Origin of the sequence: endosymbiont of Bathymodiolus septemdierum str. Myojin knoll (assembly GCF_001547755.1) — a bacterium.
Lineage (GTDB): Bacteria > Pseudomonadota > Gammaproteobacteria > PS1 > Pseudothioglobaceae > Thiodubiliella.
The window spans coordinates 334492-357901 of sequence record NZ_AP013042.1; the positions used below are offsets into that span (position 1 = coordinate 334492).

The following is a 23410-nucleotide window of genomic DNA, read 5'->3' on the forward strand; positions in this document are numbered from 1 at the left end:
GCAGTTATTGATTAAGGAGAATTAAAATGAATAACAAAACATTATCACGCAGACAATTTGTTACTGGTGTAACAATGGGGGCTGCAGCATTAGCGATTAACCCAAGTATTTTATTTGCGGGGATGCGCAACAATATAACAACACTTACAGGTAATACTTTTAACCTTAGTATTGGCGAGCAAAGTGTCAATTTTACTGGCACAATGCGTCAGGCAACCACAGTAAACAACTCACTACCCGCACCTTTATTAAGGTTTAAAGAAGGGGAGATGATTACGCTACATGTTAAAAATAACCTTAAAGAGTCAACCTCCATTCATTGGCATGGTTTGATTCTTCCATCGGAGATGGACGGCGTGCCTGATATCAGCAATGATTTTCACGGCATTGAACCGGGGCAAACCTTTACTTATCGTTTTAAAGCTAAACAAAGTGGCACTTATTGGTATCACTCACACTCTGGTTATCAGGAGCAAACGGGTTTATATGGTCCAATTGTGATCGACCCAATTGACAAAGATCCAGTGGCTTATGACAAAGACTATGTAGTGATGCTCTCTGATTGGACCGATGAAGACCCAAATGATGTGTATGCCAAACTTAAAAAACTTTCGCATTATTATAATTTTGGCGAAAGAACGCATACAGATTTAGTCAACGACATTGATAAAAAAGGCTTAGCAAACACTTGGAATAATCGAAAGATGTGGAACCAAATGCGTATGAGCCAGCGTGATTTATCTGATGTTACTGGCTATACTTACACTTATCTCACTAATGGTGTCACTCCCGACAAGGGTTGGGTGGGTCTATTTGAAAAAGGCGATAAAGTTAGATTAAGGTTTATCAATGGCTCAGCGATGACATTTTTTGATGTGCGTATTCCTGGGTTAAAAATGACGGTAGTGGCAGCAGATGGTAACAATATTCAACCTGTGAGTGTGGATGAATTTCGTATTGGCATATCAGAAACTTATGATGTGATTGTTAAACCAAAAGAAGACAGTGCTTATACAATTTTTGCACAAGATATTGCCAGGAGTGGTTATGCCAGAGGTACGCTAACCCCTGATGTATCAATGACGGCTGAAGTGCCTAAACTTGACAGCATACCAAATTTAACGCATGCCGATATGGGCATGGATATGTCAAATATGACAGGTATGGATCATGGGTCAATGGGTATGAGTACTAAGCCTAGTGCAGGTGTGGATCATTCAAAAATGGGGCACAACACTATGGCAATGACGGAAAAGCCAATGGTAGACCATTCTAAGATGAATCATGGTGCGATGGCAATGGATAAGCCAATGGCAGTCATGGACCATTCTAAAATGGATATGTCAGGTGGTAAAAAAATGTCAACCATGGATTCAATGATAACCCATGCGGATACCGAGTTTGGTCCACATGTAGATATGCGTTCTGCCAGTCCACAATATCGTCTCGATGATCCAGGTGTTGGACTGCGTAATAATGGCAGAAAAGTCTTAACTTATGCAGATTTACGCAATTTACATATGACTCATAATTACCCAGACCCAGACCGTGAAGCTCAATTGCATTTAACCAGCAATATGATGCGTTATATGTGGTCAATCAATGGCGTTAAGTTTTCTAAAGCCGAGCCGTTACACTTTAAGTTAGGCGAGGTGATACGCATTACATTGGTGAATGATACAATGATGAATCATCCTATGCACTTGCACGGTTTATGGAGTGATTTAGAGACTGGAGATAATATGTACATTCCGCGCAAACACACAGTCATTGTTCAACCTGGTGCAAAAATCAGTTATCGAGTTATCGTTGATGCTAAGGGTTCTTGGGCGTACCACTGTCATTTACTTTATCACATGGCAGGTATGTTCCGCCAGGTGATTGTAGCTTAATATAGGAGAAAATTATGAAATTATTAAAAATAACATTAGTAAGTTGTGCTATTTCTTTATCGTCAGTGGCATTTGCCAGTATGGAGGACGACCCTGTTTTAACTAAAGTGATGGGTGAAGTAGAGTTGCGAAGCACAGAAGGTGCCAACCCTAGGGCTTGGAATATTGACGCTTGGGTGGGGCAAGATTTGAACAAACTTTGGATTAAAACTGAGGGTGAACGCGTTGATGGAAAAACTGAAAGTGCAGAATTGCAACTGCTTTATTCAAAAGCGCTTGCTCCTTTTTGGGATGTGCAGTTTGGTGTAAAGAAAGATTTCCAACCCAAACCAAGTCGCAATTGGGGGGTAATTGCCGCTAAAGGCTTAGCACCCTATTTGTTCGAAGTTGATGCCTCATTATTTATTGGAGAATCTGGGCGTAGTGCAGTGCGTTTAGATGCTGAGTATGAATATATGTTTAGTCAAAAACTGATTCTTTCGCCAGAAATAGAAATCAATGCCTTCGCTAAAGACGATGAGTTGACAGGCACAGGAAAGGGCTTGTCTAGCATTGAGGCAGGGCTAAGATTGCGTTATGAGGTTAGGCGTGAATTTGCCCCTTATATTGGCATTAATTGGGAAAAGAAATATGGCAATACGGCTAATTTCTCTCTCAATGAAGGTGAAAAAACTGAAGATACGCAGCTGGTCGTTGGTGTGCGTTTTTGGTTTTAATTTGGTAACATAGAAAATTAATCCAGCCGTTAAATACTGCATGTGCAAGTATGCGGTATTTAACGGAAGGATTAACAAAGAAAGGAGAAAATAATGAAAAAGAAAATAGCAATAGTGTCAAGTGTATTGTTCTTAGCCGGTTGTTTTGACAGTGGCGATGCAGAAGCAAAAAATGTTGCATTGGGGAAAGTAGTTTTTGATAAAAATTGCGCCTCTTGTCACGGCAAGGCAGCTGTTGGTTTGACCAAAAATTGGAAGCAAGTTTTACCAAATGGTAAATATCCAGCACCTCCATTAAACGGTTCGGCGCACGCTTGGCACCACTCACCAAAATTATTACTTAGCACCATTAATAACGGCGGTGCAAAATTGGGCGGATGGATGCCTGGCTTTAAAGGCAAACTGAGTGAAGATGAAAAACAAGCAATACTAGATTATCTACATAGTCTATGGCCAAAAGACATTCAACAAAAATACGATGCGAGGTTCAAATGATTAATAGAAGACAGTTTATTCAAGCGGGTGTGATTTTAGCAACTTTACCAAAACAGCTGGTGTTGGCAAGTGCGCGGTTATTTACAAATCGTTTCCAAGTGCCAAATTTAGAGGTGGGTAAAAGAGTGGGTAAGGATGTTTATTTTGATTTAAGCATTCAAGCTGGAAAAACTAATATTATTGCCAATAAATTGACCCCAACCTTAGGTATAAATCAAGGGTTTTTAGGGGTAACACTGCAAGCCAATAAAGGCGATACAGTGCATATCAAGGCAAAAAATAATATTAACAAAACCACGACTTTGCATTGGCATGGTGTAAAGCTACCTGCTAAGGCTGATGGCGGACCGCACCAGCCAATTTTACCAGGGAAAATTTGGAAAACCCAGTTTGACATCGTTCAACCAGCGGCAACGCTTTGGTATCATTCACACCAATTGCATAAAACTGCTGAGCAGGTTTATCATGGTTTAGCGGGGCTATTTATTGTTAATGATGATACCTCTAAAAAATTGAACCTACCTTCTGAATATGGTGTGGATGACTTGCCAGTGATTATCCAAGATAGAGATTTCAAGCGTGATGGTTCGTTTTCTTATCTAGGGTCAATGATGGACAGTATGCGGGGCATGAAAGGTAACACAATACTGGTCAATGGTGTGGTTAATCCCATTTTAAAAGCCAAAAAATCTTTGTTGCGATTGCGACTGTTGAATGGTTCAAACGCCAGAACCTATCACTTAAATTTTGATGACAATCGTCCATTTACCATTATTGGTAGTGACGGAGGCTTATTGGAAAAGTCAATCAAAGTTAATACGGTGCGCCTGGCATCTGCTGAACGAGTAGAAATTTTGGTGGATGTGAGTGATGGCGGACATCCGATTCTACAACATACTGCTGTGCAAGTGTCTTCGGGTATGGGTGGTATGGGTATGATGGGTAATAGCGACAAAGACATGGATATTTTCCAAATTGACGCTCGTCAAGCGGCAAAAAGTAATCTCAGTATTCCTACTCACTTAGTCCAGCACAATAATCCCGAGCAATCAGCAGTAAGCAAGCAAAGAAAACTGATTTTACAAATGAAAATGGGACCAAGCATGATGTTTGGCGGAGATACTTTTAGTATTAATGGCAAAACCATGGATATCAATCGAATTGATGAAGTGGTTAAGGCAGGTAGCACAGAAATCTGGCATTTAGAAAATACTTCAATGATGGCGCACCCTTTGCATATTCACAATGTTCAATTCAAAGTAATTGCTCGCAAAGGCGGCGTTAAAGGGCATGAACTGGGCTTTAAAGATGTGGTGCTGGTGCACCCTCAAGAGCGAGTGAGTGTAATAATGAAGTTTCCTAAGTTTAGCGATGCAAAAACCCCGTATATGTATCACTGCCATATTTTAGAGCATGAAGACAGAGGTATGATGGGGCAATTTACCGTGGTTTAATCTTCTAAGATCTACGGCAATCGTTTGTCTCATTACTAATTTTGATGAAGATATCCCTTTTTACATCGTAGTAGCTAAGTCACGAGTTTTACAAGATGTGTTGGCTGTCGTTAATAGTGTTATTTTTTAGTGGTAAAATGATTGACTAATAAACTATCTTTTTACACGATGTCTGAAAAAACTTACAATATTGCCCATATTTTGATTGAGGCGTTGCCTTATATTCAAAAATTTAAAGGCAAGACGATTGTTATTAAATATGGCGGAAACGCGATGATTGACGAGGAATTAAAATCCAGTTTTGCACGCGATATTGTGTTGATGAAATCAGTGGGTATGAACCCGATTGTGGTGCATGGGGGCGGGCCACAGATTGGCAGAGCGCTGGAAGAACTCAACCAGGAATTTGAGTTTATTCACGGGATGCGAGTGACAAATGCGCAAGCAATAAGTACAGTTGAACGGGTGTTGGGCAAGGTGGTGAATAAGGAAATTGTGGACTTGATTCATCAACACGGCGGACAGGCAAAAGGCTTAGTAGGAAAGGATAGCGGGGTGATTTCTGCGACTAAATTGGATTTTGATGATGGTACAGATTTGGGCTTTGTAGGTGCAGTGAGTGGTGTTGATACAGCGACGATTGAGGCGTTAGAAATGAGCGTCATTCCTGTGATTGCACCGATTGGCGTAGGCGTAGATGGGGCTTCTTATAATATTAACGCAGATTTGGTAGCAGGTGCGATTGCCCAGGAGATGAATGCCGAGAAGTTGATATTGTTGACAAATACGCAGGGGCTGTTGGATTCTGAGGGGCAATTATTGACGGGATTGGATGCAGATATGGTGGATAATTTGATTGCAGATGGTACAATTTATGGTGGAATGCTGCCAAAGATTGCTTGTGCTTTGTCTGCGGTGAAGTACGGTGTTAAAGCATCACATATTATTGATGGGCGTGTTTCTCATGCGGTTCTTTTGGAAGTTTTTACCGATGATGGTGTCGGCACACTAATTACCAGCAATGCGTAAATTACACAGAGAAACAATCAAAGTTTGTGATTGTCAGATTTTGGCACATTACAAATTTGAGGGCGAGCAATATATTTTGACTTTGGCATCAGATACGATTGCCCGCGATACCAAGCCAGGGCAGTTTGTGCATATTACAGTATCAAGTTCGCTATCAATGCGTCGTCCAATTTCGGTGATGTCGGTGGATGTTGAGAACGGGTCGTTTGATTTGCTGTATAAGGTTGTGGGCGAGGGTACACGGCAATTGTCAGAGCGCAAGATTGGCGATGTTTTGTCGATTATTGGGCCGATTGGTAATGGATTTAAAATGACAGATAAAAAATTACCATTGTTGATTGGCGGCGGTGTGGGGATGCCGCCAATGATTTCTATTGCCCAACAAATGCAACATTCTGAGTATGACCCGTTTGTGATTTTAGGCTCTGAAGTGCCGTTTCCCTTTACGCCAGAACTGAGGAAAATAGGCAATCCTTGTCCAAAAGCAAGCCACACAATGCCACTGTTAGAAGAATGGGGCATTGCCTGTCGCCTTGCCAGTTTGCAAGACTATAAAGGTGTATTTAAAGGTTTCGTAACAGATTTGGCACGCATTTATTTAGACACATTGTCGCCAGAGGCGTTAACGCAGGTAGAAATATATGCTTGTGGTCCACATCCAATGTTGGAGGCGGTAGCAAAATTGGCGCAGGAATATGATTTACCTTGTCAGGTGTCGCTGGAAGAATATATGGCATGTGCTGTTGGTGGTTGTGCAGGTTGCGTGGTGGAAGTGCAGACGGATAATGGCTCAGTAATGAAACGCATTTGCGTTGACGGACCGATTTTTGATTCGCGTTCAGTCTTTTGATTGCCGATAATTTACAACGCGTTAAAGCACGCATAAAAACTGTTGATGATCATCAGCAAGTCACCTTAATTGCCGTTAGCAAAACCAAACCTGTCTGTGATTTACAACAAACTATTGACGCAGGGCAGCGCCATTTTGGTGAAAATTATTTACAAGAAGCTTTGAATAAAATTGAAGCCTTGAAAGGGCGAGGTTTGATTTGGCATTTTATTGGTCCAATCCAATCTAATAAAACAAAAATGATTGCTCAAAATTTTGATTGGGTGCATAGCGTTGATAGAATTAAAATCGCCAAACGCTTGAATGATCAGCGCCCTAAGAATTTACCTAAACTTAAGATTTTATTACAAGTAAATATTGATAATGAACCGACAAAATCGGGCGTATTGGTTGATGAAATTGATCATATTATCACCCAATTTAAAACTTTAAACAATTTAACTTTAAAGGGCTTTATGTGCATACCCAATCCTTCTAATGCCATCCAAAGTTTTGCCAAAATGAAAGATATCCTTGCAAAATATCCTAATTTAGAGGATTTATCAATGGGTATGAGTCATGATTTGGAGTCTGCCATTAAAAATGGCGCAACCTTTGTGCGTATTGGCACGGATATTTTTGGCAAAAGAGTTTAAAATTATAGTATGAAAATTAAAATACTTATTACCGGTGGAACGATTGACAAAGTCTATAATGACTTGACGGGCGAGTTAGTTTTTAAAAACACACATATTGTTGATATGTTAAATCGTGCTCGCTCAATGACGGATAGTATTTCTGAAGTGTTGTTTTTGAAGGATTCTTTAGCAATAACAAAAGAGGACAGGCAGTTGATTTTGTCCAAATGTCTTGAAGCTAATGAGAATAAAATTGTTATCACTCATGGCACCGATACGATGGTGGAAACAGCGCAGTTATTAGGGCGCAAGGTCAAAAATAAAACAGTGATCTTATTTGGGGCAATGATTCCGTATTCTGTTAATCATTCTGATGCTTTGTTTAATTTGGGTTTTGCATTAAGCAGTGTGCAAACATTAAGCAAAGGTGTTTATATAGCAATGAATGGGCGTATTTTTGAGTTTGACAAAGTTATAAAAAATAAAATAATAGGTGTTTTTGAATGAGAAAACTACAATACTATGTTGGTTAAATTTTCCAAAATAGCTATTCAAACGATAGCTGCCCTCATATCGCTTGTGTTTTTATTGGTGGCAATTTTAATGTTATTTCCAGCGTTGATTAAGACGCCAATTGAACAGCAATTATCTAAATTTAGTGATAGCAATATTACAATATCCAAACCTTATTTTGATTTTAATCAGGCTAATCTTATCTTGCATATAGATAATATAGATGCTGTTAAAAAACAAACGCCTATTGTAAATATTACTAATTTAGTTTTGAATATGGATTTTAGTTCGTTATTAAAAGATGGATATATTTCAAGCAAGCTTGCAATTGATGCTTTGACATTATATGCGGATTCCAGCTTAAATAAAACACAACACTACACTGCAATAGTAGAGGGAATAGAGGTATTTAAAAATGAGAAAAAATTAGATTTTCTCAAATCAATTAGCATTGATAAAACAGTAATTAAAGATGAGAAAAAACTTGACATTGCGCCGATATTATTAACGCATAATAAGCTTAAAATTATAGGGCAAGACCTTGGTTTTAATACATCAAATACGCAACATCCCAAGGTAAATATAGATATTGATTTAGTAAATATTTTAAGTGATGATGCATCATTAACTGTGCCAATTTTAATAAGTAATGATGAATTATCGATACAATCTGAGGCTAAATTTTTTAATAAAAAAGGTGATATTTGGTTTGAATTTAAAAGTGATTTAGATAAGGTGCGAGCTAGCAGTCTTGCTGCATATTTATCTATGATAGTGGACGACGATATTTATACTTGGATAAAGCAAGGATTTGTTGCAGGCACTTTGCAAAATATTCAACTACGCCTTAGAAAAAACTTATCTAAATTAAGCGATATTGATGTGCAAGTTAATACAAGATTAAAAGATGTAGAATTATTATTCCATCCTAATTGGGAGACATTAAAAAAACTAAATGCCAGCCTTAGCATTAAAGATAAAAAAATGATGTTAAAAGTAGATAATATGCAATTTAACGGGATGGTATTTAATGATGTTAAAGCGCAAATAGCAGATTTAGGTAAGAAAAAATTAGCACTTAAAATCAATACAAATATCCACACTCAAAGTGAGCAATTGATTGATTTTTTAAAGCGTGCACCACTTACTAAAGAAGAAAATAAAATTTTGCATCAGTTTGAATTATATGGCAAGATTGATGGCAAAATTCAGTTGTTCGTCCCATTAGATGAAAGAAAGTCAATTTTAGATATTGATTTGCTTATGAAGGATAATCGTTTAACTCTCTTGGGTGGTTCAGTTGTGGTTAAGGATTACAATTCTAAGCTAAGATTTCATGATAATGAAATTACAACAGCAGGTACGGGTAATATTCGCGGCTTACCCTTTAATATTCGTATCAATCCCAATCATAAGAACAAGGATAATGAGAATAGTTTTGAGGTGGAGTTGGTTAACACCTCCAGTGGTTTTAAGTCCTATATCGCCAAGCAATTAGACCAATCTTGGCGTATTAAAATTGAGTCTAAATTGGTTAAGGGTAATATTGCTGTTTTTTTGAATGAAGGCGAACTGCCAACGGTACGAGTGTCAGATGTAAAAATCACCACTTTAGATGCGATTAGAGGAGATTGGGACATCAGTCCAAAAGATTTACCCAGTATGAATTTAAGCACCCAAAGGATATTTGTTAATAAAAGAGCATTGCCAGATTTCAAAGTTAAATTAATCGCCACAGATAAGTCATTGATTATTAAAAATTTACAGTTTGAAGGGATTGAGTTTGACCGTAAGGCGCTTAATTTTCAAGGTGTTTGGATTGATGGCCGGACACGAATTTTTGCCAAAACGAAAGGAGAGAATTTGGCAGAATTTTTGAAAAATTTAAAAATCAAAGAGAAAGTGACGGGTGGGGCGTTTAATTTCGATGTGCGTCTTGCCTGTGAATGTGCGCCATGGAAGATGAATTATAAAAATATTACGGGTTATTTAGACCTAAATGTTAAGAAAGGTGTATTTATGGATCAAGATCCAAACATTGGGCGTGTTTTATCATTGATTAACATTGGGTCTATTGCCAAGCGTCTTAAGTTAGATATCTCTGATGCGACTAATAAAGGCTTTGCTTACGAAAATATTGAGACACAAATATATTTAGGCAATGCAATAGCTAGTATTGAAAATTTTAAGCTTGAATCTTTATCGAGTCAGATTACATTGACAGGGACAGGGGACATTGTTAAACAGGAATATGATTTAGTGGCAAAAGTGATACCAGCAGTGGGTGATGCTATTCCAGTGGCAACCTATCTTGCTGGAGGTGGGTTGATTGGTTTGGGCGTTTGGTTGATTGACAATCAATTATTTAAGGGAAAAATGATTGATGGTATAGTGTCATTTAAATATAAAATCACAGGTCCATGGGAAAAGCCAATTATCAAAGATTATGATTGAAGAATTATTAAACGAACATCAATTAAGTCAAGAAAAGATCGACAATCTACTTTCAGACTTATATGTGAAAGGGGTAAATTATGCCGATTTATATTTTCAACATTCGTTGTCTGAATCGTGGTTTTTAGAAGAAGGAATCGTTAAGTCAGGCACTTATCATATTCAGCATGGCATGGGTTCGCGTGCAGTCAAGGGTGGACAGACGGGTTTTTCTTATTCTGATGATTTGAATATTAAAGCAATTAATCAAGCAATTGATTTTGCTAAAGGTATTTCAGGGCAAAAGCAAACGCAAAAGATTCAACCCTTTCAAACCGTGCCACATCCTGCAAAATATAATGGCATTAGCCCCTTAAACAGTCTAACTTCGCAAGAAAAAGTGGCATTATTGAAGCAGATTGATGCTATTGCCAGAAAAGAGCCGAAAGTTAAGCAAGTTAGTGCCTCGTTATCGGGGGCTTATACAGAAGTGCTAATTGCTTCTAGTGATGGTGTTTATCAAAAGGATTGCCGCCCAATGGTGCGTGTCAGTGTCAGCGTAATTGTTGAGCATGAAGGTCGTGTTGAAAATGCCTCTAGTGGTGGTGGTGGGCGTTATGATTATCGTTATTTTATTGATCATAATTTGACTGAAATTTATGCTAAAGAAGCGGTGCGACAAGCTTTGGTTGCGCTCAAGGCAAAGGACACGCCTGCGGGTAGCATGCCTGTTATTCTTGGACCCGGTTGGACAGGTGTTTTATTGCACGAGGCTATTGGGCATGGCTTGGAGGGGGATTTTAATCGCCGTGGCACTTCGGTTTTCACAGACAAAATCGGTGAACAGGTTGCTAGTAAAAAATGTACCATTGTTGACAATGGCACCTTGGTTAATCGCCGTGGCTCATTGACTATTGACGACGAAGGTACACCGACACAAAACACTACTTTGATTGAAAATGGGATTTTAAAAGGATATCTTTTTGATAAGTTAAATGCAGGTCTGATGGGCGTCGAATCCACGGGCAATGCTAGGCGCGAGTCGTATGCACACATTCCAATGCCAAGAATGACCAATACTTATATGCTGAATGGAGAAGATAGATTGGATGATATGATTGCCTCGGTTGAAAACGGTTTATATGCGGTTAATTTTGACGGTGGGCAAGTAGATATCACTTCTGGCAAGTTTGTATTTTCGGCCAACGAAGCCTATTTGATTAAGAATGGAAAAATCACCATACCGGTTAAAGGGGCAACTTTAATTGGTTCTGGCGACGAAGTGTTAAAAAAGATTTCAATGGTGGCAAATGATATGAAGTTAGACAGCGGTGTTGGTGTTTGTGGTAAAGATGGGCAGTCAGTGCCTGTGGGTGTTGGACAACCGAGTTTAAAAATTGACCAGTTGATCGTGGGTGGCACCGAAGTTTAAAGAAAAGCAGGTGGTTTTATTTTTTTAGATTTTGGCATTTAATAAATTTATTTTAGATATAATGACGCTTAATATTTAAATAAGAATTCTTATGCTGGAAAATTATTTGCCAATTATGGTGTTCATATTTTTAGGGATTGCGTTTGGCATTGGCCCAATGCTAATTGGTTACCTATTGGGACCGAGCAAACCTGACGAAGAAAAAAATTCCCAATTCGAATGCGGCTTTCCTGTATTTGATGACTCGCGAATGTATTTTAATGTGCGTTATTATTTGGTTGCAATTTTGTTTATTTTGTTTGATTTAGAAGTGGCATTTATCTTTCCATGGGCTGTAGTGCAGTCTCAACTTGGCTGGTTTGGCTTTATTGCTATCAGTATATTTTTATTTTTATTGGTCGTTGGTTTCATTTTCGAATGGAAGAAAGGCGCCTTAGAGTGGGAATAAGCGATGGCAATTGAAGGATTAATGAAAGAAGGTTTTGTCACCACCTCGCTTGATAAAGTTATCAATTGGGCGAGAACAGGGTCACTATGGCCGATGACTTTCGGCTTAGCCTGTTGTGCAGTGGAGATGATGGAGGCAGGCTCTTCGCGTTATGACCTTGACCGTTTTGGCATTGTCTTTAGACCGACACCACGACAATCAGATTTGATGATTGTGGCAGGGACGCTGACGAATAAGATGGCACCTGCATTGAGAAAAGTTTACGACCAAATGCCAGAGCCTCGCTGGGTCATCTCAATGGGCTCTTGTGCAAATGGCGGTGGTTATTATCATTATTCTTATGCCGTAGTGCGTGGCTGTGACCGCATTGTGCCGGTTGATGTATATGTGCCAGGCTGTCCACCGACTGCGGAGGCGTTACTTTATGGTATTTTGCAGTTACAAGAAAAAATTCATCGCACTAATACAATTGCGAGAACATAATGGAAGCTTTAAAGACACAATTAATTGAAGAATTCGGCGTAAATAGCATTGTCGAGGATTTTGGCGAATTAACTTTGACGGTTGATAGCGCGGATATTGTTCGGTCATGCTTGAAACTTAGAGATGTTTTTTTGTTTGACACCTTGGTTGATTTGTGTGGCGTTGATTATTTGACCTATGGGCATTCTGAATGGCAAAGCGATGCGAGTAGTTCAGGTTTTTCCAGAGGGCGCGATACACAGACAAAAGATACGAACATTGATAAAGAACGCTTTGCTGTGGTTTATCATTTGCTTTCAGTTGGTAAAAATTATCGCCTTCGTGTTAAGGCTTTTGTTGAAGAGGCGCAACCGATGATTAAATCAGTTACAGGTATTTGGGCAGTAGCAGATTGGTACGAACGAGAAGCCTTTGATTTGTTTGGCATCTTGTTTGAAAACCACAAAGATTTACGCCGTATTTTGACCGACTATGGCTTTGTCGGTCATCCGTTACGCAAAGATTTCCCAATGATTGGTGAAGTTGAAATGCGTTATGACGAAGAATTAGGGCGCGTTGTTTATGAGCCAGTTAGCATAGAGCCCAATGTCAATGTACCACGAGTAATTAGGAAATAGCATGGCTGAAATTCGCAACTATACACTTAATTTTGGCCCACAACATCCCGCAGCACACGGCGTGTTGCGTTTGATTTTAGAGATTGACGGTGAAGTCATTGAACGCGCTGACCCGCATATTGGTTTGTTGCATCGTGGTACTGAAAAGCTCGCAGAATCTAAGCCATACAATCAATCTATCGGTTATATGGACAGATTAGATTATGTTTCAATGATGTGTAACGAGCACGCTTATGTATTGGCGATTGAAACAATGTTAAAACTTGAAGTGCCTGAGCGAGCAAAGTACATCCGAGTGATGTTTGACGAAATTACCCGTATTTTGAACCATTTAATGTGGCTCGGTACACACGGTCTTGATGTTGGTGCAATGAGTATTTTCTTGTACGCATTCCGTGAACGAGAAAAATTAATCGATTGCTATGAAGCCGTTTCAGGCTCTCGTATGCATGCGACTTATTATCGTCCAGGTGGGGTTTATCGTGACTTACCTGAGAAGATGCCACAATATTTAAAGAATGGTTTCCGCACCCCGAAAGAATTAAAAGCAATGAACAAAGACCGTCAAGGTTCTTTATTGGATTTTATTGATAATTTTGCCAAAGAATTTCCGACAAGTATTAAACAATATAATGACTTGTTAACAGACAATCGTATTTGGAAACAGCGTTTGGTAAATATCGGCATTGTTTCAGCAAACCGTGCCAAACAACTGGGTTTTACAGGCCCAATGTTGCGGGGTTCTGGTGTGGCTTGGGATTTGAGAAAAAATCAACCTTATGCGGTTTACGATCAGTTGGATTTTGACATTCCAGTCGGCGTTACTGGAGACAGTTATGACCGTTACCTCGTGCGTATGGAGGAAATGACACAATCTAATAATATTATTAAGCAATGTGTCACTTGGTTGCGCGACAATCCGGGTTCAGTAATGAGTGATGATAAAAAAGTATCACCGCCAAATCGCGTGGCGATGAAAGACGATATGGAATCACTTATTCATCACTTTAAACTCTTTACCGAGGGCTATTGTTTACCGGAAGGCGAGGTTTATTCAGCAGTTGAGCATCCTAAGGGAGAATTTGGCGTGTATTTGGTTTCAGATGGCGCCAATAAACCATACCGTATTAAAATTAGAGCACCGGGTTTTGCACATTTAGCATCAATGGACGAGATGGCAAAAGGGCATATGCTTTCAGATGTTGTGACAATAATTGGTACGCAAGATATTGTATTTGGAGAAATAGATAGATGATTTCGAATAAGGCAAAAAAACAAATTGACGCCTGGGTAGCAAAATATCCAACTGGCAATCAAGGTTCCGCGGTAATGGAAGCGCTGAAGATTGTGCAAGCAGAGAATGATAATTATTTAAACGCAGATGCCATTCAAGCTGTGGCAGATTATTTGGATATACCAGGTATTGCAGCGGCAGAAGTGGCAACTTTTTATGAAAACTATAATCATAAACCCGTCGGCAAACACACCATTCGCATTTGTCACAATATTTCGTGCATGCTGAACGGTGCGGATGATTTAATTTCTTATTTGGAAGAAAAACTCAATGTTAAAACGGGTGAGGTAACAAAAAATGGTTTGTTTAATGTGAAAAAAGTGGAGTGTTTGGGTGCCTGCGTTGGTGCGCCGATGTTTCAAATTGGCGACCAATATTATGAAAATCTTACTGAGAAAAAGATTGATAAAATTTTGGCTGACTTAAAGGCAGGTGCCGAATGAATGAAGTTTGTTTTAAGAATTTAGAGCAGAAAAACTGTTACTCACTGGAAGTGTATGAGAGAAGTGGTGGCTATAAAATTTGGCGAAAAATTCTCAAAGGCGAAATCACTGCCGAAGAAATTATTGATGAATTAAAAATATCAGGCTTGCGCGGTCGTGGTGGCGCAGGTTTCCCAACAGGGTTAAAGTGGAGTTTTATGCCTCGCAATGCACAGGGGCAAAAATATGTAGTTTGCAATTCAGATGAGGGCGAGCCAGGCACTTGTAAAGACAGAGATATTTTAAGGTACAATCCGCATTCTGTGATTGAAGGAATGGCAATTGGTGGTTTTGTAATGGGTGCGACGGTTGGTTATAACTATATCCGCGGCGAATTTATGGAGCCGTTCAAACGCTTTGAAGGCGCACTTAAAGAAGCTTACAAAGCAGACTTATTGGGCAAAAATATTCAAAAAAGTGACATTAGTTTTGACTTGTACACACATCTTGGCGCAGGTGCTTATATTTGCGGTGAAGAAACGGCATTGTTAGAATCTATTGAAGGCAAAAAAGGTCAGCCTCGTTTTAAGCCACCATTTCCAGCAAATGTTGGATTATTTGGCAAGCCAACGACGATTAATAACACTGAAAGTTTTGCCTCTGTGCCTGATATCTTGGCAAATGGCGGACAATGGTTTGCCGATATTGGCGTTGAAAATTCTGGTGGTTGTAAATTATTTTCAGTCACTGGTCATGTGGCTAAGCCATCAAATTTTGAAGTGCCAATGGGTATGCCATTCAAAGAATTGTTGGAATTAGCAGGTGGAATGCGTGACGGTGCAAAATTAAAAGCCGTGATTCCAGGTGGCTCATCAACACCAGTATTAACCGCAGAAATAGCCATGAAAATGACGATGGATTACGATGGCATTGAAAAAGCAGGTTCAATGTTAGGCGCAGGTTCGGTTATTATTATGGACGATTCAACTTGTATGGTTGAAGTTTTAACACGATTGGCGCACTTTTATTATGACGAATCATGCGGTCAATGTACACCATGTCGCGAAGGTACGGGTTGGCTGTATCGCGTTTTAAAGCGTATTATGGACGGCAATGGCAAGGCAGACGATATTGATTTGTTACTAGGCGTGAGTGATAAAATTATGGGCAATACCATCTGTGCGCTTGGTGATGCAGCAGCGATGCCAGTAGAAAGTTTTTTGCGTAATTTCCGTGAAGAGTTTGAATACTATATTGAGCACGGTAAGAGTATGGTGAAAGGGTAGAGAAAATGATAAATTCAGATTACTTGAACAGGTGTATTGCCAGTCTTATTAAAGCTTATGAGTTGTTAACACAGCAAAATAAAGACGAGGTTTTGCATGATGTATATCGCAGTGCCAGTATTAAAGAATTTGAACTTATCTTAGAGCAATCTGGAAAGTTATTAAAAAAAGCCATACAGCCATATTTTTCAGATAACTTAGCATTAGACAGATTGTTTTTTAAAGATATTTTTAGATACGGGCATAAATTTGGACTGTTGAATGAAGATGAAACCAAAAGATGGCTTGCGTATAGAGATAGCAGAAATCAGACCGCACATAATTATGGCGAAAAGTTAGCGCAGAAAACCATAAGTCTAGTGCCTGAGTTTATAATTGATAGTCAGAATTTGGTTAAAAATATTGAGAAATTAAATGCTACTAAATAATAACGATAAACAAACAATACTAGATATATTGGATAATGATATAAAGAACAATGTTGAACTTTGGGCATTTGGCTCTAGAGTTAACAATAGAGCGCATTCTGGTAGTGATTTAGATTTGGTGATAAAAACCAAAGATGACAAGCCCCTTGACTTTAAAGAGTTTGTTGATTTTAAAGAGAGTTTAAGGGAGTCTAATATCCCTTTTTTGGTGGATGTGATGGATTGGAATAGAATTCCCGAAAGTTTTAAGGATAATATTAAGCAACAATACGAGGTTTTAAAATAACACATGGCTGATTTTGAAATTGAAATTGATGGTAATTTAGTCAACGCTAATGCAGGCGAAATGCTTATTTCTGTGACCGACAGAGAAGGTATTTCTGTGCCAAGATTTTGCTACCATAAGAAACTCTCAGTGGCGGCAAATTGTCGTATGTGCTTAGTGGATGTTGAAGGTGCACCAAAACCACAACCAGCCTGCTCTACGCCAGTGAACGAAGGTATGAAAGTCCACACGAAAAATGAAAAAGCCAAAACCTCGCAGAAAGCGGTGATGGAATTTTTACTCATCAATCATCCTTTGGATTGTCCGATTTGTGACCAAGGTGGTGAGTGTGAATTACAAGATGTAGCAATGGGTTATGGCTCAGATGTGTCGCGTTTTACTGAGGGGAAGCGTGTTGTCGTTGATGGCGATATTGGACCATTAATTCAGACAGATATGACGCGTTGTATTCACTGTACGCGTTGTGTGCGTTTTGGTGCTGAGATTGGCGGCATTATGGAAATGGGCGGCACCGGTCGTGGTGAGCAGATGAAGATTGAACCGTTTTTAAATAAAGGTATTCAATCAGAACTTTCAGGTAATATGATTGATGTGTGTCCAGTGGGTGCATTGACTTCTAAGCCGTTCCGTTATGCGTTAAGGTCATGGCAGATGAATTCTATTGCGAATGTTGCACGCCATGATTTGGTAGGCTCTAACCTTTATGCACAGACTTATAAGGGCAAAGTTAAACGCATTGTTGCTAAGGATAATGACAAAATAAATGAGACTTGGATTTCTGATAGAGACCGTTTTTCTTATGAAGGCTTGACACATGAAAACAGGCTGCTTAAGCCACAAATTAAGATGGGCGGTAGTTGGCAGGAAACTGATTGGAATACGGCACTTGATTTTGCTGTGCGTGGCTTGGTAAATAATATATTAAACACTAAACAAGCCAGTAAGTTAGGTGCATTGGCCTCAAATACAGCAACACTTGAAGAATTCCATTTGTTGCAAAAAATAATCAGAGCAGTAGGCTCTGAAAACATTGACCATCGTCTGAATGTCAAAGATCTAGACAATACAATTGCCTTGAAATCTAACATTAAGTTGGCAGGATTGGAGGGGGTTGAGCATGCATTGCTTATCGCTTCTAATCCACGATTAGAACAGCCGATGATTAATCATCGGCTGCGTAAGGCGTATTTAGCAGGTGCCAGTATTGATGTGATGAATATAATGCCATTTGACTTTAATTATCGTTTAAACAGTGAAAATATCGTTGCACCTAACCAAATGGCAGCAATGTTAGCAGAAATATTAAAATCAGTTTTAGAAGCAACACAAAGTGAAGTGCCAGAATATTTAGAAAAAGTTAAAGTGAGTGATGTAGCCAAACAAATGGCAGATAAATTATCAGACACAGATAATTCGGTCATCGTTTTAGGTGAGCATATACTTAACAATCCACAAGCAGCCAGTATTTCAGCTTTAGTGAGTAAAATTGCACATGAAACAAATTCTACGACGCTTAACCTTAGTGTAACTGCAAATTCAAATGCAGCTATAGCGACGGGTTTTATGCCGGGTCCGTCTGGATTGAACGCCAATGCGATGTTGGCAGCAGATTTAAAGGCGTATATTTTATTAGAGGTTTATCCGCAGTATGATTTTCATCATTCGGTTGATGCTATTAAGGCGCTAAGTAAGAAAGACACTTTTGTAATTTCTATGAACAGCTTCAAAGATGAGGCTGTAACAACATATTCAAATGTATTATTGCCAATTGCAGCGTTCTACGAAACTTCAGGTTCACATGTTAATGTTGAAGGTAGTATGCAATCATTTTCAGCAGCGGTTAGTGCACCAGGTGACGCCAAGCCAGCTTGGAAAGTGTTAAAAGTATTGGCAGATTTATTAGAATTACCAGGCTTTCACTTTGCTAATTCCACGCAGGTTATGGATGACATTTCACACCAAAATCATAAGCACAACCTGTCCACTAGCAATATTGACATTACAGCTAAACGCGGTATCAATGTGATTTGGCAGCACTCTCCTTATGCGGTTGATGCACTATCAAGGCATGCGAAGTCATTGCAAGCGACCACAATTGGTCAAATACACAGTGCTTCCATGAACCAATCCACAGCGAAAAAACTAGAAATCAAAGAGGATAAATATTTAGGTGTGCCAGTGGTTATCAATGATTCAGTGGCTAATAATTGTGTTTTTGTGAATGCAAATCAAGCAACGGGAGTGCAATCATGACAGATTTTTGGTTATGGATACATGAATTAATCCCTTGGTTTGATGGTGCAATTGCGACTGTTTTGATTATTTTGATTAAAGCCATTGCTTTGGTGGGTCCATTGATGCTGGTAGTGGCTTATTTCACTTATGCAGAACGCAAAGTGATTGGTTATATGCAATTACGCATCGGACCTAACCGTGTCGGACCAAAAGGCTGGTTACAACCAATTGCGGATGCGTTGAAGTTAATGACCAAGGAGATTATTTTCCCAACTAAGGCGAATATTTACTTATTCTTATTGGCGCCCGTATTGGCAATTGCACCTGCGATTGCGATATGGGCAGTTATTCCTTTTGACGAAGGGATGTATGTTGCAAATTTAGACATTAGTTTGTTATATGTAATGGCAATCGGTTCGATTGGTGTTTACGGTATTATTTTGGCAGGTTGGGCATCTAACTCTAAGTACCCATTGTTAGGTGCATTGCGTAGTGCTTCATTGTTGGTTTCTTATGAAATTGTGATTGGTTTTGCTTTGGTAACGGTAGTGATGATTGCAGGTAGTGTAAACTTGAATGATATTGTAATGGCACAAAAGGGCGGTATCTTAAATTGGTATTGGATTCCATTATTCCCAATGATGATTATCTTTTTCATCTCAGCCTTGGTGGAAACCAATCGCGCGCCATTTGATGTAGTAGAAGGTGAATCAGAAATTGTCGGCGGTACGCATGTTGAGTATTCAGGGATGACTTTTGCGGTATTCTTCTTGGCAGAATACGCAAATATGATTTTTATGGCTGTGTTGGCGGTTATCTTGTTTTTTGGTGGCTGGCATTCACCATTTGAGGGTATCGCTTATTTAGAGGCAGGCTTTACTTGGGTGCCAGGTATTATTTGGCTATTGACAAAAACCACTTTCTTTATGTTTTTGTATTTATGGGTGCGTGCAACTTTTCCTCGTTTTCGTTATGATCAAATTATGCGCCTTTCTTGGAAAGTTTTCCTACCATGGACCATCGCTTGGATTTTTGTGGTCGCATTAATGACACAACTTAAAATAGGACCTTGGTTTTAGCGGGGCTTTGTATAATTATGATTAATAATATTAGAAAATTAGTAAAAGATTTTAGCCTTGCTGAATTACGCAGCGGTATGAAAATTACCGCCAAGGAGATGGTCAATAAGAAAATTACGGTGCAATTCCCAGAGGAAAGAACGCCAATTTCACCGCGTTTTAGAGGTTTACACGCGTTGCGTCGTTACCCAAATGGCGAAGAACGGTGTATTGCCTGTAAGTTGTGTGAGGCAGTTTGTCCAGCGAATGCAATTACCATAGAATCGGAAATGCGTGAAGATGGCTCGCGTCGTACCACGCAGTATGACATCGATTTGTTTAAATGTATTTTTTGTGGTTTTTGCGAAGAAGCTTGCCCTGTTGACGCAATTGTTGAGACGCAAATTTTTGATTATGCCTTTGTAGGTTCAAGAGAGGGTAGTATTGTTGACAAGGTACACTTATTAGAAATTGGTGATAAGAATGAAAAAGAAATTAGCGCTGCTAAAGCAGAAGATGCTCAGTATAGATAGGGATAAATATGACATTTGATCAAATATTATTTTATGTTTTTGGGTTTTGGTTTATTGCCAGTTCATTGGCAATGATATTCTCGCGTAATGCAGCGAAAGCCGTGCTATTTCTGATTTTGGCTTTCTTCTCAGCAGCCAGTATTTGGATTTTACTTGAGGCAGAATTCTTGGCAATTACCTTGATATTGGTTTATGTCGGTGCAGTAATGGTGTTATTTTTATTCGTCATTAAGATGTTGAATATTGACAAATCCACTTTGCGAGCAAAATTTGCAGGTTATCTACCACTTGGTTTAATTGTAGCAGCCATTATTGTTGCCGAAATGACTTTGGTATTAGGCGGCAATCAATTTGGTTTAGCCGTAGTGGCAGCACCAGCAAGGCACGCAGCAGATTACAGTAATATCACTGTGTTGGCATTGCAACTTTATACCGATTATGTTTATCCATTTGAGTTGGCAGCGGTGTTGTTGTTAATTGCGATTATTGCGGCCATTACTTTAGTGCATCGCAAAGAAGTCAATCGTAAGACTCAAAATATTGCCGAGCAAGTCAAAGTGCAAGCCAAAGACAGGATGCGTTTGGTTTCAATTACTACGTCACAGAGGAGAAAAAATGATGATTAGTTTGAGTGATTATTTAATTCTAAGTGCCATTATTTTCTGTATTGGTTTAGTCGGTATCTTTGTTAACAGAACCAATATCATTACTTTGCTAATGTGTGTTGAATTGATTTTGGTGGCAGTGAACACTAACTTTATTGCTTTCTCTTATTTCTTGGGCAATGAAGCAGGGCAGATTTTCGTTTTCTTTATTTTGACAGTGGCAGCAGCGGAAGTTGCTATTGGACTTGCAATTCTAACTTTATTGTTCAGAAATAAAGGTTCTATTAATGTTGATGTTACTAATAGTTTGAAGGGTTAAGATATGGAAAAACTCTATTTAACACTCGCACTCGCACCTTTGGTTGGTGCTATTATTGCTGGCTTCTTTGGTAGGGCGTTGGGGCGTAATGCAACACATACCATTACGATTTTAGGTGTGTTGGTTTCTACGGTATTAGCGTTAATGGTGTTTGATGCGCATGTCTTGCAAAAAGGTGCAATTTTCAATCAAAATCTTTATACTTGGATGCAAATTGGCGGTCTTAATATCAGCGTTGGTTTTCTGGTTGATAATTTGACAGCTGTGATGCTAGTCGTGGTGTCGTTCGTCTCGCTAATGGTACATATCTACACTATTGGCTATATGGATGATGACAAGGATTACACTAAGTTCTTCAGTTATATTTCGCTGTTCACTTTCTCAATGTTTATGCTGGTGATGAGCAATAACTTTATGCAATTGTTCTTCGGTTGGGAAGCTGTAGGCTTAGTTTCTTACTTATTGATTGGTTTTTGGCACCATAAAGAGAGTGCAGTTGAGGCTAATCTTAAGGCTTTTTTAGTTAATCGTGTTGGCGACTTTGGCTTCTTGTTAGGTATTGGCTTAGTCTTGGCATTTAGCGGTTCTTTGGATTATATGGAAGTCTTCAACAGTCTCGATAAGACAGTCGGAGAAACACTTTGGGGTGCGGATTTAATCACAGTAATTTGCCTATTGTTGTTTGTTGGCGCGATGGGTAAATCGGCACAAGTGCCATTGCATGTTTGGTTACCAGGCTCAATGGAGGGCCCAACGCCAATCTCCGCTTTGATTCACGCAGCAACAATGGTAACTGCAGGTATCTTTATGGTCTCTCGTATGTCACCCATGTTTGAAATGAGTGATGTGGCATTGACGGTGATTATGGTGATTGGTGCGACTACTGCCTTGTTTATGGGTTTACTGGGTATTGTGCAAAACGATATTAAGAAAGTGGTGGCTTATTCAACCCTTTCGCAACTTGGTTATATGACCGTTGCTTTGGGTGTGAGTGCGTATTCGGTGGCAATTTTCCACTTGATGACACATGCGTTTTTTAAGGCGTTATTGTTCTTAGGTGCAGGTTCGGTGATTGTGGCAATGCATCATGAGCAAGACATTCGTAAAATGGGCGGACTGAAAAAATATCTACCAATTACTTATATAACCGCTTTGATTGGCACTTTAGCGCTGATTGGTTTTCCGGGTTTTTCAGGTTTTTATTCAAAAGATATGATTATTGAAGCGGTACATTTTTCTAATCTACCATTTGCAGATTGGGTTTATTATGCGGTGATTGCTGGCGTTTTTATTACCGCTTTTTATTCATTTAGAATGTTCTTTTTGGTCTTTCACGGCGAGTCTCGTGTTGACCACCATACCAAAGAACACTTGCGTGAATCGCCGCTATCAATTACATTTCCGTTAATAATACTGGCAATCCCTTCGGCAGTGATCGGTTACTTTACCATTGAACCAATGTTGTTCCAAGGTTGGTTAGATAATGCAATTACCGTTACCGAAAACCACCCTTCAATGAGTGAACTTAGTTATGAATTCCACGGTGCCTTGGCAATGATTTCCCATGCAGTGCAGACGCTACCATTCTGGATGATGGTTGGCGGTATTGTTGCGGCATGGGTATTCTCGCTGTATCGAACTGAGTGGGCAGACTGGGTACAGAAAAAATTCTCAGCCATTGATTATGTGTTGAAATCACTATATGGTTTTGACCGTTTTAATGACATTATATTTGTTAACGGCATTAAACAACTCGGCAATGTTTTATGGAAAGTGTCAGATTCCACTATTATTGACGCATTCTTAGTGAACGGTAGCGCCAGATTTGTTGGTTTTATTGGTTCAATGGTTCGCCCAATTCAAACAGGCTATGTTTATCACTATGCCTTTTTTATGATTTTTAGTTTGTTAATTATTTTAACTTGGGTGTTGTTCTTTGGTGACACGCCATTACTTGAGATTTGA

General features: G+C 39.2%; 24 protein-coding genes. All 24 read left to right on the forward strand.

The window, feature by feature from the left end; genetic code table 11:
* Positions 1-26: 26 nt before the first annotated feature.
* On the forward strand, positions 27-1892 hold the full coding sequence (locus BSEPE_RS01780) for a copper resistance system multicopper oxidase (protein WP_066043204.1): 1866 nt from the start codon (positions 27-29) through the stop codon (positions 1890-1892).
* A gap of 14 nt (positions 1893-1906) precedes the next feature.
* Positions 1907-2608 (forward strand): copper resistance protein B, encoded by a 702-nt coding sequence (locus BSEPE_RS01785; protein ID WP_066043206.1) that lies wholly within the window; start codon positions 1907-1909, stop codon positions 2606-2608.
* Positions 2609-2701: 93 nt separating this feature from the next.
* Complete coding sequence (locus BSEPE_RS01790; protein ID WP_066043208.1) at positions 2702-3103, forward strand: c-type cytochrome; 402 nt, start codon at positions 2702-2704, stop codon at positions 3101-3103.
* Positions 3100-4557 (forward strand): multicopper oxidase family protein, encoded by a 1458-nt coding sequence (locus tag BSEPE_RS01795; protein ID WP_066043210.1) that lies wholly within the window; start codon positions 3100-3102, stop codon positions 4555-4557. Before BSEPE_RS01790 ends, BSEPE_RS01795 begins: the two co-directional genes overlap by 4 nt.
* A gap of 168 nt (positions 4558-4725) precedes the next feature.
* The gene (gene argB, locus BSEPE_RS01800; RefSeq protein WP_066043212.1) at positions 4726-5586 is read left to right on the forward strand and encodes an acetylglutamate kinase; all 861 of its coding nucleotides are present in this window, start codon (positions 4726-4728) and stop codon (positions 5584-5586) included.
* Positions 5579-6436 carry a dihydroorotate dehydrogenase electron transfer subunit gene (locus tag BSEPE_RS01805; protein WP_066043214.1) on the forward strand — a complete coding sequence of 286 codons (858 nt, stop codon included), beginning with the start codon at positions 5579-5581 and terminating at the stop codon, positions 6434-6436. The genes argB and BSEPE_RS01805 overlap by 8 nt, the downstream gene beginning before the upstream one ends.
* Positions 6433-7071, forward strand: coding sequence for a YggS family pyridoxal phosphate-dependent enzyme (locus BSEPE_RS01810; RefSeq protein WP_066043216.1), 639 nt, complete (start codon positions 6433-6435; stop codon positions 7069-7071). The genes BSEPE_RS01805 and BSEPE_RS01810 overlap by 4 nt, the downstream gene beginning before the upstream one ends.
* A 9-nt stretch (positions 7072-7080) precedes the next feature.
* Positions 7081-7560, forward strand: a complete 480-nt coding sequence (locus tag BSEPE_RS01815) for an asparaginase domain-containing protein (RefSeq protein ID WP_066043218.1) — start codon at positions 7081-7083, stop codon at positions 7558-7560.
* A 15-nt stretch (positions 7561-7575) separates the two neighbouring features.
* The gene (locus BSEPE_RS01820; RefSeq protein WP_066043220.1) at positions 7576-10020 is read left to right on the forward strand and encodes a YhdP family protein; all 2445 of its coding nucleotides are present in this window, start codon (positions 7576-7578) and stop codon (positions 10018-10020) included.
* Positions 10013-11431 (forward strand): metalloprotease TldD, encoded by a 1419-nt coding sequence (gene tldD / locus BSEPE_RS01825; RefSeq protein WP_066043223.1) that lies wholly within the window; start codon positions 10013-10015, stop codon positions 11429-11431. The genes BSEPE_RS01820 and tldD overlap by 8 nt, the downstream gene beginning before the upstream one ends.
* A 91-nt stretch (positions 11432-11522) precedes the next feature.
* Positions 11523-11879 carry an NADH-quinone oxidoreductase subunit A gene (gene ndhC / locus BSEPE_RS01830; protein ID WP_066043225.1) on the forward strand — a complete coding sequence of 119 codons (357 nt, stop codon included), beginning with the start codon at positions 11523-11525 and terminating at the stop codon, positions 11877-11879.
* 3 nt (positions 11880-11882) lie between these two features.
* Entirely contained in the window at positions 11883-12362 is a 480-nt protein-coding gene (locus tag BSEPE_RS01835) for a NuoB/complex I 20 kDa subunit family protein (RefSeq protein WP_066043227.1), read from the forward strand.
* Positions 12362-12979 carry an NADH-quinone oxidoreductase subunit C gene (locus BSEPE_RS01840; RefSeq protein ID WP_066043229.1) on the forward strand — a complete coding sequence of 206 codons (618 nt, stop codon included), beginning with the start codon at positions 12362-12364 and terminating at the stop codon, positions 12977-12979. Before BSEPE_RS01835 ends, BSEPE_RS01840 begins: the two co-directional genes overlap by 1 nt.
* Before the next feature lies 1 nt (position 12980).
* Positions 12981-14234, forward strand: a complete 1254-nt coding sequence (locus BSEPE_RS01845) for an NADH-quinone oxidoreductase subunit D (protein ID WP_066043231.1) — start codon at positions 12981-12983, stop codon at positions 14232-14234.
* The gene (locus BSEPE_RS01850; RefSeq protein ID WP_066043233.1) at positions 14231-14716 is read left to right on the forward strand and encodes an NADH-quinone oxidoreductase subunit NuoE family protein; all 486 of its coding nucleotides are present in this window, start codon (positions 14231-14233) and stop codon (positions 14714-14716) included. Before BSEPE_RS01845 ends, BSEPE_RS01850 begins: the two co-directional genes overlap by 4 nt.
* On the forward strand, positions 14713-15981 hold the full coding sequence (gene nuoF / locus BSEPE_RS01855) for an NADH-quinone oxidoreductase subunit NuoF (protein ID WP_066043235.1): 1269 nt from the start codon (positions 14713-14715) through the stop codon (positions 15979-15981). The genes BSEPE_RS01850 and nuoF overlap by 4 nt, the downstream gene beginning before the upstream one ends.
* Before the next feature lie 5 nt (positions 15982-15986).
* The gene (locus BSEPE_RS01860; protein ID WP_066043237.1) at positions 15987-16409 is read left to right on the forward strand and encodes an HI0074 family nucleotidyltransferase substrate-binding subunit; all 423 of its coding nucleotides are present in this window, start codon (positions 15987-15989) and stop codon (positions 16407-16409) included.
* The gene (locus BSEPE_RS01865; protein WP_066043239.1) at positions 16396-16695 is read left to right on the forward strand and encodes a nucleotidyltransferase family protein; all 300 of its coding nucleotides are present in this window, start codon (positions 16396-16398) and stop codon (positions 16693-16695) included. The genes BSEPE_RS01860 and BSEPE_RS01865 overlap by 14 nt, the downstream gene beginning before the upstream one ends.
* 3 nt (positions 16696-16698) lie before the next feature.
* Positions 16699-18948 carry an NADH-quinone oxidoreductase subunit NuoG gene (gene nuoG / locus BSEPE_RS01870; RefSeq protein WP_066043241.1) on the forward strand — a complete coding sequence of 750 codons (2250 nt, stop codon included), beginning with the start codon at positions 16699-16701 and terminating at the stop codon, positions 18946-18948.
* Complete coding sequence (gene nuoH, locus BSEPE_RS01875) at positions 18945-20009, forward strand: NADH-quinone oxidoreductase subunit NuoH (RefSeq protein ID WP_066043243.1); 1065 nt, start codon at positions 18945-18947, stop codon at positions 20007-20009. Before nuoG ends, nuoH begins: the two co-directional genes overlap by 4 nt.
* Positions 20010-20026: 17 nt before the next feature.
* Complete coding sequence (nuoI, locus tag BSEPE_RS01880; protein ID WP_066043246.1) at positions 20027-20521, forward strand: NADH-quinone oxidoreductase subunit NuoI; 495 nt, start codon at positions 20027-20029, stop codon at positions 20519-20521.
* Positions 20522-20529: 8 nt separating this feature from the next.
* Positions 20530-21147, forward strand: a complete 618-nt coding sequence (locus BSEPE_RS01885; protein WP_066043248.1) for an NADH-quinone oxidoreductase subunit J — start codon at positions 20530-20532, stop codon at positions 21145-21147.
* Positions 21140-21445 carry an NADH-quinone oxidoreductase subunit NuoK gene (gene nuoK, locus BSEPE_RS01890; RefSeq protein ID WP_066046012.1) on the forward strand — a complete coding sequence of 102 codons (306 nt, stop codon included), beginning with the start codon at positions 21140-21142 and terminating at the stop codon, positions 21443-21445. The genes BSEPE_RS01885 and nuoK overlap by 8 nt, the downstream gene beginning before the upstream one ends.
* A gap of 3 nt (positions 21446-21448) precedes the next feature.
* Positions 21449-23410, forward strand: a complete 1962-nt coding sequence (gene nuoL, locus BSEPE_RS01895) for an NADH-quinone oxidoreductase subunit L (RefSeq protein ID WP_066043250.1) — start codon at positions 21449-21451, stop codon at positions 23408-23410.